This window comes from Acetatifactor sp. (genome assembly GCF_982438285.1).
This window is the reverse complement of sequence record NZ_CEWDFQ010000041.1, coordinates 1-14,486: the sequence shown is the minus strand read 5'-3', so window position 1 is coordinate 14,486 and position 14,486 is coordinate 1. Positions and strand designations below refer to the sequence as shown.

At 50.3% G+C, this 14,486-nt stretch carries 12 protein-coding genes; 9 read left to right on the top strand and 3 right to left on the bottom strand.

Translation table 11 applies throughout. The features are described 5' to 3' along the window. Positions 1 to 60: 60 nt before the first annotated feature. The 8 genes from AC1WIP_RS03560 (at position 61) to AC1WIP_RS03525 (ending at position 9,899) form a co-directional block, all read left to right on the top strand. The gene (locus AC1WIP_RS03560) at positions 61 to 1,386 is read left to right on the top strand and encodes a DUF4874 domain-containing protein (RefSeq protein ID WP_481140520.1); all 1,326 of its coding nucleotides are present in this window, start codon (positions 61 to 63) and stop codon (positions 1,384 to 1,386) included. Continuing rightward, a complete protein-coding gene (locus AC1WIP_RS03555; RefSeq protein ID WP_481140519.1) occupies positions 1,383 to 3,830 on the top strand; it encodes a hypothetical protein in 2,448 nt (815 codons plus the stop codon). Before AC1WIP_RS03560 ends, AC1WIP_RS03555 begins: the two co-directional genes overlap by 4 nt. Next, positions 3,823 to 5,343 (top strand): DUF4832 domain-containing protein, encoded by a 1,521-nt coding sequence (locus AC1WIP_RS03550; protein WP_481140518.1) that lies wholly within the window; start codon positions 3,823 to 3,825, stop codon positions 5,341 to 5,343. The genes AC1WIP_RS03555 and AC1WIP_RS03550 overlap by 8 nt, the downstream gene beginning before the upstream one ends. Further along, positions 5,303 to 6,343 (top strand): Stealth CR1 domain-containing protein, encoded by a 1,041-nt coding sequence (locus AC1WIP_RS03545; RefSeq protein WP_481140517.1) that lies wholly within the window; start codon positions 5,303 to 5,305, stop codon positions 6,341 to 6,343. The genes AC1WIP_RS03550 and AC1WIP_RS03545 overlap by 41 nt, the downstream gene beginning before the upstream one ends. 18 nt (positions 6,344 to 6,361) lie before the next feature. Further along, complete coding sequence (locus AC1WIP_RS03540; RefSeq protein ID WP_481140516.1) at positions 6,362 to 7,348, top strand: lipopolysaccharide biosynthesis protein; 987 nt, start codon at positions 6,362 to 6,364, stop codon at positions 7,346 to 7,348. Further along, positions 7,309 to 9,150, top strand: coding sequence for a nucleotidyltransferase family protein (locus AC1WIP_RS03535; protein WP_481140515.1), 1,842 nt, complete (start codon positions 7,309 to 7,311; stop codon positions 9,148 to 9,150). Before AC1WIP_RS03540 ends, AC1WIP_RS03535 begins: the two co-directional genes overlap by 40 nt. Positions 9,151 to 9,232: 82 nt before the next feature. Then, a complete protein-coding gene (locus AC1WIP_RS03530) occupies positions 9,233 to 9,487 on the top strand; it encodes a hypothetical protein (RefSeq protein ID WP_481140514.1) in 255 nt (84 codons plus the stop codon). A 7-nt stretch (positions 9,488 to 9,494) separates the two neighbouring features. After that, a complete protein-coding gene (locus AC1WIP_RS03525; protein WP_481140513.1) occupies positions 9,495 to 9,899 on the top strand; it encodes a hypothetical protein in 405 nt (134 codons plus the stop codon). Positions 9,900 to 10,010: 111 nt separating this feature from the next. On the opposite strand, the gene AC1WIP_RS03520 is transcribed toward AC1WIP_RS03525, so the two are convergent. After that, positions 10,011 to 11,780: an ABC transporter ATP-binding protein gene (locus AC1WIP_RS03520; protein WP_481140512.1), complete on the bottom strand. Its 1,770-nt coding sequence runs from the start codon at positions 11,778 to 11,780 to the stop codon at positions 10,011 to 10,013. A gap of 50 nt (positions 11,781 to 11,830) precedes the next feature. Further along, positions 11,831 to 12,997: a PqqD family protein gene (locus tag AC1WIP_RS03515; protein WP_481140511.1), complete on the bottom strand. Its 1,167-nt coding sequence runs from the start codon at positions 12,995 to 12,997 to the stop codon at positions 11,831 to 11,833. A 126-nt stretch (positions 12,998 to 13,123) separates the two neighbouring features. Between AC1WIP_RS03515 and AC1WIP_RS03510 the strand changes: the two genes are divergently transcribed. Further along, on the top strand, positions 13,124 to 13,627 hold the full coding sequence (locus tag AC1WIP_RS03510; protein WP_481140510.1) for a S24/S26 family peptidase: 504 nt from the start codon (positions 13,124 to 13,126) through the stop codon (positions 13,625 to 13,627). On the opposite strand, the gene AC1WIP_RS03505 is transcribed toward AC1WIP_RS03510, so the two are convergent. Then, positions 13,614 to 14,486: histidinol-phosphatase HisJ family protein (locus tag AC1WIP_RS03505; RefSeq protein WP_481140509.1), on the bottom strand; the 873-nt coding region annotated here is incomplete at its 5' end. The genes AC1WIP_RS03510 and AC1WIP_RS03505 overlap by 14 nt on opposite strands.

Below are 14,486 nucleotides of genomic sequence, written 5' to 3'. Positions count from 1 at the left end.
GTGGATCAGAATTAAGCTGTTTCGCATTGACACGGATGCTGTGGGCGAGGAAGGGGATTGATGGAGCGGACATTTTTAAGGCGCAGAGGCAATCGCAGATGGAGATTTTGTCCGGCAGATTTTACGGAAACCACGGAGGCTGTCTGTAATCCTGCCAGAGGCTGGTATCAGATTTTCACTTTCTATGCGGAAAAGGAGCCGGATTTCAAAGAGCTGGAATGGTGTATTGACAAAAGAGACGCTTTGGCTTTGGTCATGATAAATATCGGAGCCTTTCGGGACAGAAGCCTTAAAGCGGAAGGACTTGCACGCATAGGAAGAATATTGTCTTTTTTCAGGGAAAACCGGTGCGATGTAATTTTGCGGATCGCCTATGACCATGAGGGAAAAGCCATGGAACGGGAACCCTTTTTCTTTGAGCGGGTGCTGCAGCACTTAAAGGAGCTTGGAGAGGTGCTGCAGGAATATGGAGACATTATCTTTGTGTTTCAGGGGGTTCTTGTGGGAAACTGGGGAGAAATGCACACCTCTCGTTTCCTTGGAGAGGATAAGCTGCGCAGCATGGCAGGAGCCCTTGCTTCGGTAAAAGGAAGGAATACTTATCTTGCCGTGCGCAGGCCGGTGCATTGGCGCATGCTGCATCCCGAGGGCCTTGAGCAGGGAATTGGGGAAGCGGCCGCAAGGGATCAGATGGGGCTTTTTGACGACGGAATATTCGGCTCGGAAAGCAATCTTGGAACCTTTGGGGAAAATACCGGGAAAAAGCCGGGGTGGCAGGAGCCATGGGGGAAAAAAGAAGAGCTTTTATTTGAAGAAAAGCTGTGCAGAACGGTTCCCAATGGGGGAGAGGCCGTCTTTGGAGAACCTTTTTACAGACAGCTGACGCCACAGAGAGTGCTGGCGGAGCTTGCACAGATGCGGATCACTTATCTCAACAGGACATATGATCAAAGGCTCCTTACGCTTTTTGGGCAGTGGGAATGCAGCGCAGGGGGCGTCTGGCAGGGAAAAAGCGTCTTTGATTATATTGGCGGTCATATGGGGTATCGCTTTGTGATTCGAAAGGTGAAGGCAGTTTTCAAAAAGGAGGGCCCGGGATTGGAAATTACGGTGCAAAACAAAGGCTTTGCCCCGCTTTATCAGGAAGCGGAGCTGTTTCTTTTCACCGAGGATAAAATGGGACCGGGGCAGAAAAAGAAGCTTTCGTGGGATATGCGCAGTGTGGACGCAGGAGAGGAAAAAACTTTTTTTTGTGATATTTGGCCTGTGGAAGGCCCGTTTTTTCTGGAAATGAAAAGAAAAAGGGACGGAGCCGTCATTCGCTTTGCCAACAGCTGTGACAAAAGGGGGAGGATAAGGCTTGGAACCCTGGAGGTAGATTCATGATTACAGGTTATTGGCTTTTGGAGTATGCAAAGGTGCTTTTTGCCTATCTGTTTGTGATGTTTATCTGGCCGTCGGTGGTGTTTCGGGGAGTTCTCAAGGGAAAATCCCTGACCTTCCGTTTTTCCTTCTGCGTGGCGGGACAAATCCTGCTTTTCAACACAGTGGTGCTCTTGCTGGGCCTGCTTCACATTTTGAAGCCGTGGATATTTCGCGGTCTGTTTTACGGCGTGTTTCTTTTTTCCATCTGCAGAGGCATAAAATTTGAGGAGAGAGACAAGAGGGCCCTTCGGCACTTGTTTACGGGAACCTATGGGAAAAAGATCTTTTTTCTGCGCCTTTGGGAAAAAATGAAAGAAAGCCTGCTTGCAGGGTGGAGATGCTTTCGAAGGGCGCTTGAGGGACACGTATTGGAATATGGGCTTTTGGCCGTTCTGCTTGTGTATGCCATGATTTATTTCAGCTACGGAGCCTTTCAGGACTATTCCTTTGGGTCCGGGGATTTGTATGTCCATAACGCTTGGATATACGGGCTGACGGAGGGACAGGTTTTTTCTGCAGGGGTGTATCCCGAAGGAATGCACTGCTTTGTTTACGGGCTGCATACGCTCTTTGGCATAAAGATATACAGCTGCCTTCTTTTCCTTGGGGGAATTCATGTGACGGCGTTTTTGGTGTCAGCTTATATTCTGATGAAGGAAATTTTCTGCTGGAGATTTACGGCGCTGTGGGTTCTGACGGCTTTTTTGACCGTGGATGTTTTGTGCGTTGACGAAATTTTCAGCATGTCCCGCCTGCAGTGGACGCTTCCCCAGGAATTTGGCCTGTTTACGATCTTTGCCTGCGCGGCCTTTCTTGTGAGATATTTGAAGAACGCAGGCCAAAGGCAGTGGAGGGGAAAGAGCACCAGGTTTTGCTGGGATGAGAATCTGCTTTTGTTTCTTATGTCCCTCGCAGCCTCTCTTGCGATCCATTTTTATCCCACCATTATGGCCTTTTTTCTGTGTGTGTGCTTTGTGCCGGTGTTCTGGCACAAAATTTTCCTCCCCAGGTATTTTGTTCCTCTTGGGTCAGCAGTGATCTGCGGCTTTCTGATCGCTGTGATACCTATGGGCGGCGCCCTGGCCTCGGGGATTCCCTTTCAGGGCTCCATCGGCTGGGCTGTGAGCGTGATCAATGGAGAGGAGGAAAGCGCGCAGGAGGAAGCGTCAGAAAATTCCCAGGAAGAAGCCGGGGAGGCCTTGGACGGCCAGACCGGGGGAGAGAGCATGGAGGGGGAAGCTGCCCATGGTCAAGCTGCCCATGGTCAATCTGCCCATGGTCAATCTGCCCTCTGGCAGATGGCAGAAGAGCAGACGCTGCCCGGGAAAGAAACAGAGAGCCTTTCAGAGAAGCTTGAAAGCCTTGGAGGTGCTTTGCAGGAGAAGCTTTGGACTGTCTATCAAAAGGGTTATGTGACGTTATACGGAGAGCAGAGGGCACAGTGGATTGCAGGCGCAACGGCTCTTGCAGTGATCTTGTGGGCCGTATGCCGGATCATTTTGCTGCCTGTAAGGCTTATCCGCAGAAAGAGAACCGCAGAAAAAAGCTTTTTTGACGGATATCTTGCTATCGTCCTTGCCTCTGTGCTGTATATGACAATGTACTGCGCTTCCAGTATCGGACTGCCCCAGCTGGTGGAGGGTGCAAGACTTTGTTCCACAGAGCAGCTGCTGATTCTGGCCGTCATGGGAATTGGGCCGGATTTGCTTTTTATGCTTCCAAAGCTTTTTGTCCCGCGGTTCATCCTGAATTCGGCATCGGTGCTTTTGGCCGGGGCAATTTATGTGGGAACCATGCTTACAGGAAGCTTTCACGGCTATTTATATTATGAACTGACCCGCTATAACGGCGCGGTGCTTGCCACCTGCTCCATTGTGAATAGCCTGCCGGAGGAGACTTACACCATTGTGTCTCCCACGGATGAGCTCTATCAGGTGATCCAGTACGGCTGGCATGAGGAACTGGTCGACTTTGTCAATAAGAGCCGGACACAAAGGTACACCCTTCCCACGGAGTATGTGTTTTTGTATGTGGAAAAGAGACCTCTTCAATCCTCCCAGAGCCATTTTTTTGCAGGCCCCAAGTGGCTTGCCTGGGAAAAGTATCCGGCTTATTTTGCCACCAATGTAAGTCAGTGTCCGCAGATTTTATCAGCGGAACTCACAGGGCAGAATGGGGCGGCGGATAGATTTTTTGTCAGTCATTCTGACATCTATTACAATTTGGAATCACGCGCTTTGGTGGAGGAGGCAGCCATGGCCTGGTGTGAGGAATTTGACAGGCTTTACCCCGGAGAGCTGAAGCTTTATTATGAGGATGAATACCTTGTGTGCTATTATTTCAGGCAGAATGTGCAGAGCCTGTATCAGCTGGGAATTTTGTATCAGGAGGATGCCGATGAGTGACGGTGTGCAGAAGCTGCAGCGAGGTTTGTCTCTTTTATTGGCGCTTTTTTTGCTTGGAATTTTTGGACTCTTTGGAGTGCGGATTTATTTTGAACTGAGAGGCCATGGCAGAGTCCATGCCCGGAGCGCTGTCTTTACGGAATCTGCAAAGGAGCTGAAGAATCCAAACAGAGGCTTTTATCATATTCATGGATTTCGCATTGTGGATGAGGAGACGGATTTTCAGAAGGAGATTTTTGAAAGGTTCCGGCAGGATACGGATACAAGCTTAGCCCTCATAGAAATCAATCTCCAGCAATACGCCAAAGGGGAGATTTCCAGCCGGGGACTTGCCAATATCCGTGCTCTTTTTGAAGCGCTCAGTGCCACAGACAAGCAGTTGATCATACGCTTTTTGTATAACTGGAATGGGGAAACCACACAATCTGAACCGGATGAGCTTAGTGTGATCCTGGGGCATATGGAGCAGCTTGGGCCCATTTTAAAGGAGTACGAAAAGGAGGTTTTTCTCTACCAGGGCCTGTTTATCGGCCGCTGGGGGGAAATGAACGGCACAAACTTTTCACAGCCTGGGGCGCTGAGAGACCTTGCGGAGGGCTTGGCCCAGGCGGCTCCCCAGAGCGCCTATCTGGCGGTGAGGACGCCGGCACAGTGGCGCAATATCACCGGGATTGCAGATCCGGCCCAGGTGCAGCCAGGGGATGGCACCCTTGCTTCCAGACTTGGTCTGTTTAATGATGGAATGCTTGGAAATCAGGGGGATTATGGGACCTATGGAGCATCCTCCAAGGTGGAGCAGGGGTCTTTTTCCCCCTGGAACAGGGAGGAGGAGCTTGCCTTTCAGGACCAGCTGTGCAGGATAGTGCCCTTGGGCGGAGAAGTGGTCAACGATAATCCCTACAATGATTTTGAAAATGCCCTGGAGGATTTTTCCCGTATGCACGTGACCTACTTAAACAGGGATTATGACGCGCAGGTGCTGGAAAAATGGACGGAGTATGTGGCTGCTGGGGAAGGATGCTTTCAGGGGATGGACGGTCTTTCCTATATGGAAAGACATTTAGGGTATCGCCTTGTGCTGAGAGAGGCATCTTTTGTTTATGACTGGAAAAGAGACAGCTTAAAGACCTATGTGACCATACAGAATGTGGGCTTTGCTCCCTTGTACCGGGAGGTGCAGGCGCAGCTTACATTTCTAAGCACATCCAATGACAGGGTGTACAGCTATGAGATAGAACAGGATTTGAGGCAGCTTTGCGGCGGCGCACAGGCTGAAGATTCACAGGTTCTTTCCAGGGAGGTATCTCTTTGGGGAGAGCAGATGGGAAGCTTTCAGGTGTATCTTGACATTACGGACCGGCTTTCGGGGCAGCGTATCCTTCTGGGAAATGAGCAGGAGCCGGAGAAGTACGGGTATTTTATCGGTGAGGTAGAGCTTGGAGCTGCGGAGACGTTTTGGGAGGAAGAAAAGCTTGAAGGGCAGACAGAGGTTTTGTGGGGAGAAGGAAATTGATTTTGTGGTGACCTGGGTGGATGGCAGTGATCCGGCCTGGCGCAGACAAAGAAATTCGTATGGGAAAGAGACGGAAAAAGAGGCTGAAAAAAGGGATGCAGGTGAGGAGCGCTACAGAGACTGGGAGCTTTTGCCCTATTGGTTCAGAGGAGTGGAGGCTTTTGCGCCCTGGGTCAGAAGGATTCATTTCATTACCTGGGGACATCTTCCGAAATGGCTGAATGTGGATCATGAAAAGCTTCATGTGGTGAGACATGAGGACTACATTCCAAAGGAATATCTGCCTGTTTTTAACAGCAATGTGATTGAAATTTACCTGCACAGGATAGAGGGGCTTGCTAAACAGTTCGTATACTTTAATGACGATATGTTTTTGATAAAAAAAGCGGCCCCTGAAGATTTCTTCCGGGGAGGGAAGCCCTGTGATATGCTGGCCTTCCAGCCGGTGGTGGCAAATCCAAAAAACCCGGTAATGTCTCATTTGTTTTTGAACAATACGCTGGCGCTGGCTGGACATTTTTCAAAACGGGAAAATGTGCGCCTGCAGCCGGGAAGCTATTTTAAACCCGGTTATCCGCCTCTGTACTTTTTTTACAATCTGCTGGAGCTTTTCTTTCCCCTGTATACGGGCTTTTATACGGTGCATGGACCTTCTCCTTTTTTAAAGAGCACTTTTTTTGAGGTGTGGGAGAAGGAGGGAGAGGCTCTTTGTGAAATGTCCGCAAACCGTTTCCGCAGCCAAAATGATCTGACGCCTTATCTGTTTCGGGAATGGCAGAAGCTGTCGGGAAATTTCTTTCCCTGTAATGTACAGAAAAATTTTGGGTATTTTGATATCTCGGAGGATAACAGGAAGCTTGTACGGACGGTGAGGGGACAGAAAAAGAAGCAGGTCTGCATCAATGACGCCCGGTTTGCGGGAGATTTTGAGCGGATAAAGGCAGAGCTTTCGGAGGCATTTGCACAGATACTGCCAAAGCCCTGTTCCTTTGAGCGGTAGAGATCTGGAGGAAGCGTTGTGACGAAGAAAAGCAGGACGGAATACTCGGCGCGCAATACCACTGTGGCTATTGTGGCGAGAATCATAGCCATTTTGGCGGGATTTCTGACCAGGGTGGTATTTACCCATACGCTCAGTGAAAGCTATGTGGGTATCAACGGGCTGTTTACGGATATTTTAAACATATTGTCCCTCTCGGAGCTTGGAGTGGGAACGGCCATCACCTGTGCCCTGTACAGGCCTATTGCCGAGGAGGATCTGGAGCGCCAGAAATCTCTGATGCGCATGTACCGGACCTTTTACCGTGTGGTGGCGGCCATTGTGCTTGCCTGCGGACTTATGGTGCTGCCTTTTTTGGATGTGCTGATCAAGGACGGGGCGGGCATTGAGCATATTACGTTTATTTATCTGATGTACCTGTTAAATTCCGTGCTGTCCTATCTGCTGGTATACAAAAAAACCCTTATTGACGCACATCAGCTGAGCTATATAGGCGTTTTGTATCAGACCGGCTTTTTGCTGCTGCAAAATGCCCTGCAGATAGCGGCGCTTCTGTTTACAGGAAACTTTATCCTGTTTGTAAGTATTTTGATTTTGTGCACTTTGGGAAATAATTTCTGTATATCCAGAAAGGCGGATAAAATGTATCCCTATCTGCGCCAAAAGAACGTACAGAGGCTTCCCAGCCAGGAGAGAAAGGGGATATACAGGGATGTGCGCGCCATGCTGATGCACAAGGTAGGCAATGTGATTGTGAACAATACGGACAATCTGCTTTTGTCCTCTATGGTGGGGATTGCCAGCGTAAGCTGCTACTCCAATTACTATCTGATCATTGGCTCTGTACGCCAGGTGTTAAACCAGATGTTTCAGGGAATCACCGCCAGTGTGGGCAACCTCGGGGTGGAGGAAAGCACAGACCGGGTCAAGCGGATTTTCGAAGCTGCTTTTTTGCAGGACAATGGGTGTTTGGGCTGGCGGCTGTGTGCCTGTATGAGCTCATAGATTCTTTTGTGGCGCAAAGCTTTGGAGAACAATATGTGTTTTCAAGAGAGGTGACGTTGATTCTCTGCCTTAATTTTTACCTGACGGGAATGCGTCAGGCCTGCCTTGTATTCCGGGATTCCATAGGACTTTTCCGGTATGACAGGTATAAATCCCTTGCAGAAGCGGCGATCAATCTGGCAGCCTCCGTTATTTTGGGAAGGAGCATGGGAACTGCCGGGATTTTTATCGGCACCATGATCAGCACAGTGACCACTTCCCTGTGGGTGGAGCCTTATATGCTTTACAAGCATCATCTAAAGACTTCCGCAAAACCCTATTTTCTGCGCTACGGGCTGTATGCTGCAGTGACCCTTGTACTGGGGGCGGCGGCCGATGGACTGTGCAGCCAGATTAAAGGCCCCCATTCTGTGGTTCTTGTATGCAGGCTTCTCATCTGTGTTTTTCTGGTGAATTCTGGATATCTGATTCTCTATTGCCGAAGGCCGGAATTTAAGCTGCTTGTGCGCAAGGGACGAATGCTTGTGGGCAGGTGGAGGCAGAAAAGAAGGGCTTCCCAGGATGACGCCCAGAGGGCAAACGGCACCCAAAGAGCGGAAGGCGCTCTTGCACAAAAGAAGGATTTTGGCCCACAGGAGGCGGGTCTTTTGAACCTGCTAAAGGAAGCTCTGGGAGAAGGGGAAAGGGTTGATGAAAGGCCTGTATATCAATGGCGCAGCCTCCTGCAGACGGCCAGACTTCACGGAGTGCTCCCTCTTTTGTTTCTTGCCGGGGAGCAGACAGGACAGGCTCCTGAAGCGGTGCAGGAAGAAATTCTGGAGGCGGCAAGGAGAACGGTTATGCAAAGCTATCGGCTTCTTTTTCTGAGCAAATATCTGATCGGCACTCTGTCGAAGGAGGGAGTGCAGACAGTGCTGTTGAAGGGAGCGGCCACGGCTTCCTTTTATCCGGAGCCGGAGCTTAGAAAGTCCGGGGATGTGGATCTGCTGCTGCTTTGTCCAGACGAGCTTGACCGGGCATGCGACGTGCTGAAGAAAAAAGGCTTTTGGGTAAAAGAAAAGCAGACTGCCCTGCACCATGTGGTGCTCGCCTCCAAAGAGGGAATCGAAATAGAGCTGCACACCATGCTGGCTGAGCCCTTTGACCATGAGCGCATCAACAGATATCTGGAGGAAAAGCTCCGTGAATGTGGAAAGCATATATACAAAAAGGAGCTTATGGGAGTAGAGCTTCCTGTTTTGGACGACGCCTTCCATGCCTACGAGCTGCTGCTTCATATGCTGCAGCACTTCCTGAGGGCGGGCTTTGGATTAAAGCTTTTGTGCGATTGGACAGTGTTTTGGGGAAGGTGCGTATCCCAAACCCAGAAAGAGCAATACCTTTGCCTGGTGAAGGAAAGCGGACTGAAAGGCTTTTCTGATACGGTGACCCTGGCATGCTGCGCTTATCTGGGACTTGCCAGAGAAAGGGTGGAGTGGATGGGACTTCCGAAAGAGGGCTGTGAAAGGGAATTCATGGAAGAGATTTTGGAGGCGGAGGAATTCGGAAAATCCGCTGCGGATCGTATGGTGGCGCTCAGGGAGGCGGGGTTTAGAGGCTTTGCCAGAGAATTTCACCATCAGATGCGGCTGAATTTCCCAAGAGCGGGAAGCGTGTTTTTCATCTGGCCTGCCCTCTGGACAGTGACGCTTGCGCGTTTTCTGCTCAATAACCGCAGAATACGCAAGGTGTCCGGCTGGTCCATCCTGAAGAAGGCAAAGCAGAGAAGCCGTCTGATGGCGGGCCTACGGCTGTGGAAATAAGCAAAGTGATTGACATATGTTGATTGACTAGTGTATTATATTAAGTAGATTATGAAGACTGTAAAGGTGTGGGAGGTATTGGATGATGGAAAAATATGAAATACCTGTGGTGGAAATTGTGGATGAAGTCAGCGAGGGCGTGTATGCCGCCAGCGGTGACTTGACTGATAATCGGGTAAGATGCCGTTTTGGAAGAACAGCGGCAAATCCCGGTGCGGATATGTGCCAGGCATGTTCCTATTCCGGCGGCGATCGAAACAGTGAGCTTCCCGGGGAATCGTTGTTTGAGAGTGATTTTGCCGGATGCCCTGACGGCTTGCCGGTAGAGAGAGGATAAGTGTAGTATGACAGAGTATAAGAGACCTATCGTATTGATAAATGAAGAACTGGCAGAGGGCATCTATATGGCCAGTGGTGATTGTTATACGGTAAACGCCGTGATTACGCAGACACCTCAGATGGGACGGGGCGATTATCGGATACAGGTAGTGGGAGCCCATAATGCGTCAGATGGACATCACAGCGGCGCACAGGTGCTGACGCTGTCCTTCAATCAGCCCGTAACCTATGTGTCATCGGGTGGAACCCTGGCCGGAGGAGACGGCACCAGCGCCATTTCCATTTCTTACGGTTATCACAACAATGCCCAGGATAATGTAGGGCTTGGAGATGTGGTGGTGCAGGCGGATTCCGGTCTTGCCATTACAGGTGCACAGCTGAGCTGTAATTATGACTGCGGACAGCATTGACAGACATGAAAACAGACGGGGGAACGGCTGACTTTGGCCGTTCCCCCGTTATGCGTACGCCTGGCGGCGCACGTTGCTCACAGCATTTTTTGATCCAGGGCGCTGCCAGTATCAGAGGCCGGAAAGAGCCCGTATTTCTTCCTGATCAAGCAGCACGCAGCGCTTGTCACGAATGGCGTAGACAGCGTCGCAGATGGCAAGCACACTGGGTCTGTGGGTTGTCACGATACAGGTGCGGGGATAAGCATCCCTTGCGATATTTTGAAGAATTCTTTTTTCAACAGCGGTATCCAGGGCTGAGGTGGCCTCGTCCAGCAAAAGAATGGGGGCATGGCACAACAGCGCCCGGGCAATGGCAAGCCGCTGGGCCTGACCCTCGGAAAAGCCCCCTCCCCGCTCTCTGATATAGCTGTGGATGCCCTCCGGAAGCGCTTCCACAAACTCCCAGGCACATGCCGCCTCCAGGGCGGCAATGATTTCTTCATCCGTGGCCTGGGGCTTTACGTTGCGCAGATTTTCTGCTATGGTGCCGGAAAACATAGTGTTCCCCTGGGGCACATAGGAGAAGAGCCTGCGGGTGGATGGGGACAGGGGCAGAGAAGCCCCGGATTCCCCATTGCCTGCAAGCAGAAGGGCTTCTCCCGACACCGGGCGAAGCAGCGCCAGCATCAGATGAAGCATTGTGGTTTTCCCTTCCCCGGAGGGTCCAACAAGGGCTGCAATCTGGTGGGGGTGGGCGGTAAAGGAAGCGTCTTCCAATACATTTACGCCCTGGCGGTAGGAGTAGGTCAGGTGACTGAAACGGATGGAAAAGCCCTCTGCGCCATATTGCTTTAAAAACAAAGAGGTTTCCTCGGAATGACTGTAATCCTCCTTTGGCATATCCAAAATATCCATGAGTCTTCCTGCAGAGGTGGTCAGGGAGATGGAGGTGGGAACCAGGGAAATTAAGTTGTTTAAGGCGCCGGTCAGGGTCCCGGACATGGATAGAAACAGCGTCATGGTTCCATAGCTGATGGCGCCGCTCCAGACCCGGTAAATGCCCCAGCCGTAGGAACTGTAGGACACGAGCAGTCCCACCGCTGTCATCAAAAGAGAGGTAAACAGGGACATTTTCTGAAAATCCATTTTCATGGAGATATATTCTGTCTGCAGATCCTTTAGCCGTTTCACATACAGAGGAACCATGTCGAAGGCCTTGATGGTGCGCAGATTGGCAAAGGATTCCTGGTTGAATCCCGACATTTTTGCATTCATGGCCGCGCTTTTTTGGTTATTGTCTGTCATGCGTTTTAACAGCCTGCGGGACACGGCAGCGCTGAAGGGGATGCCAAGCAGGGCAAAGAAAGCGAAGGAGGCATCGTGGTAGACAACAATGGTAAAGGCGCTGATAAACCGGAACAGATAAATGATCAGATTTGGGAGAAAATTCAATACCCCGGCAGCTATATTGGAGGTATCCTGGCTCCAGCGGGTCAAAAGATCACCGGTGTGGTAATGAGCTATGGATTCCAGATCCACTACCAGCATTTTTGAAAAAATATCCGCCTTGATTTCCGTGTCTACCTTCATGCTGATCCAGGAGGAGGCATAACTGCACAGCTGATTCATCAGGGCGCTGCCCATGCCAAAGCCGATCATCAGACAAAAGGTTTTAAGCAGCTCACCGGTCTGGCGGCCTGTGATAATGTCCACGAGATTTTTGGAGATAAGGCTGGAGCCCAGGGAAACCAGTGTGCCTGTAAGACCCAGAAAGGTATAAAAAATCATGGCTCCCCAATAACGTCTGGCGTACCGGTAAATCCATTTTGTCTGCCGCCACATATCCTTCAGCAGGCCTTCCTGTATCCTTTTTTTGATATGTTTTATCTTTTCAATCATTTTTTTCTCTCATTCTGCCGCGCGGGCGGCTTCGTAATCAGAAGGAAATTTTAATTTTCAATCTTCATTTCCAAATAGCTGTCGATGGCCTGCCTGATTACATGAACGGCGGAGACCTCCTTTGTACAGTGCAGTCTGCAGATGAAAACATGGGGCAGCAGCCTGCCCGCGAAACATAGATTAGCCTCCTGCTGCTTTTTGTTCCAGGCCGGCGATATGAACCGCTGCATCACAAGAAGCTGTTTCTGATCCTCACTGAGGGCTTCTACATAATTTTTTTCCGCCTGCCTGAGAAGGATAATGCCCCCTAAGGGGTAGGAGCCTGCATCGCTGATTCCGGAGGTTCCGCACCAGGGAAGCCCATGAACGAAAGGGGTTTCCTCATCCATAGCAAGAAGATTTAAATCCCCGTTGATGAGGGGAGCCTGAAGGATCTGATTCCATAGTTCAGTGTGTGTGGACTTGCCTGTTCCAGAGGGAGCGGCAAAGAGCCATGCCCTGCCCTGGTAGAGCAAAGAAGCGGAATGAATGACCGCCATATGATGCCTTTGGGAAAGATACAAAAAACCAAGCCGGATGGCGTGAAACAGATTTTCCCGAAAAGCATCCGTAAAGGGAGGACGGCAGTAAAAAGTCATCTGAGAGCCGTCCTTTGTCATTCTGGCTTCCCAAATATGACGAAGAACGGGGAACAGGAAGATATATTCTTCCTCCCCCTCCATAACCACCAGATCACTGCTTCGCAGAAGCACAGCGCCGTTTGGATGCTTTGCGGGTATGCGGCACAGCACCCTTATCCTTTGGTGCACATTTTCGCATTTTTGCACTGTAAAGGGGAGAAAAAGATCAGAAAATGCACTGGCAGGACCGCTTAATTCCAATATAAGGCCTCCGATTTTGATCTGCCTGTAAAAGGAGACAGGGCTGTCCGGTTTTGCCTGTGAGGATTCTACAATCCCATGGGCCTGCAGGATATTCAAAAATTGTTGTATGTCTTTTCGAAGCCCCGGCAGCAGGACGCTGTCTGCATGGAAATGAGAGGCACATTTGGAGACCAGCATATCTTCCGTACAGTCCTGCTTTAAAAGCTCCCAGAGATAGACGCCGGTTTCGTTGATTTTGATTCCCCGCCTGTGATCGGCTATTCCCTGCCCGAAGGGGAGAAGATAGGGGATTCCCGATATATGGCATAACATATAGTCCTTGCTTCGCTTCATTTCTTCCTCCGATTTCAGTATAAGGGCATTATAGCATTCCTGAAGTAAAAATGCTATAATACTTCATACAAGCAAGCATGATAAAGGGTGGAAACACGGGAAGGACCGGAAGGGGAGCAAATGGGCATGGAGCAGAAGAATGCAGAAAAAAGGGACATAGGGCAAAGACACATGGAGCGGAAAGAAAAGGAGCGGGGGGCGAAGGTGGATATCGAAAAACTGCTGGAGGAAGGGAACCTGATCAGGATTCACCCAAAGGGCTTCAGCATGTATCCCCTTTTTGTGCCGGGAAGGGATGAGGCGGTGATCGGACCCGCAGACACGGCGAAGCTCAAAAGAGGGGATGTGGCCCTTTACCGGAGGGAAAGCGGCAGACTGGTGCTGCACCGCATCTGGAAGCGGAGGGGCAGTGAATTTTATATGGTGGGAGATAATCAAAGGGACATAGAAGGGCCTCTTTCAGAGGGGCAGATCAAAGGCGTTCTAAAGGAGGTAATCCGTAGAGGACACCGGTTTTCTGTGGAAAATCCCATTTACAGACTGTTTGCCGGAATATGGCTTTTTTTTCGTCCAATCCGCCCCTTTTTCTGGGGCGTTTTGGCGAAAATACGAAAAATCAAATCCTCCTAAATTCCGGGGTGCGCTTTTCAAAGATGGCATAATACCGAAAACCGCAGTCCAAAAGCACTTTTCCCGCCCGGTCAAAGGAAGCGGCCATGCTTCCTGCATCGTGGGCGTCGGAGCCTACGGTGACAATCTCTCCGCCAAGCTGTCTGTAGCGCTTTAAGATATCCATACAGGGATGAAGATCGGACAGCCCGCTCTTTAGCCCGCCGGTATTGACCTCAAGTCCCTTTCCGTTCTCGATCAACGCTTCCAGAATCTGATCGATCACCTCCCTGTATCCATCGTAGGAATAGCCCTGATCCTTGTCTGGACCGTAGCGGACCACGTAATCCAGATGGCCGTACACGTCAAAATTGGAGTGCTTCCTGATGTTTTCCAGAATGGATTCAAAATATTCCAGATAGGCTTCCTTTTGTGTGCGCCCTTCATAGAAGGAGGGGTAGTAGGGGTCTTTCCCATGACACAGATGGGAGGAGCCGATGATAAAGTCAAAATCATAGGACTTGGCATATACGGCGTCCTGCCGCATAAGCTGCGGCTGCAGGCCCAGCTCCACGCCAAAGAGAACCTTGATTTTGTCAGCATATTTTTCCCGATACCGGATCAGGTCATAGAGATAGGCGTCGGTGTTTAATAAAAACTGGGAGCCGTCTCCATCAGGGGAGGACGGATATTCGAAATCATTGTGCTCCGTGAAGCAGATTTCCGTAAGTCCCAGCGAAATTCCTCTCAGGATCATTTCCTCCATGGGAGTGGAGGAATCCCCGGAAAAGGAGGAGTGCAGATGAAAATCAGACGTAATGGGCATAATTTTTTCCTTTCCTGTAAAAACTTTTAAAAGCGTACATCCACAGTATATCAA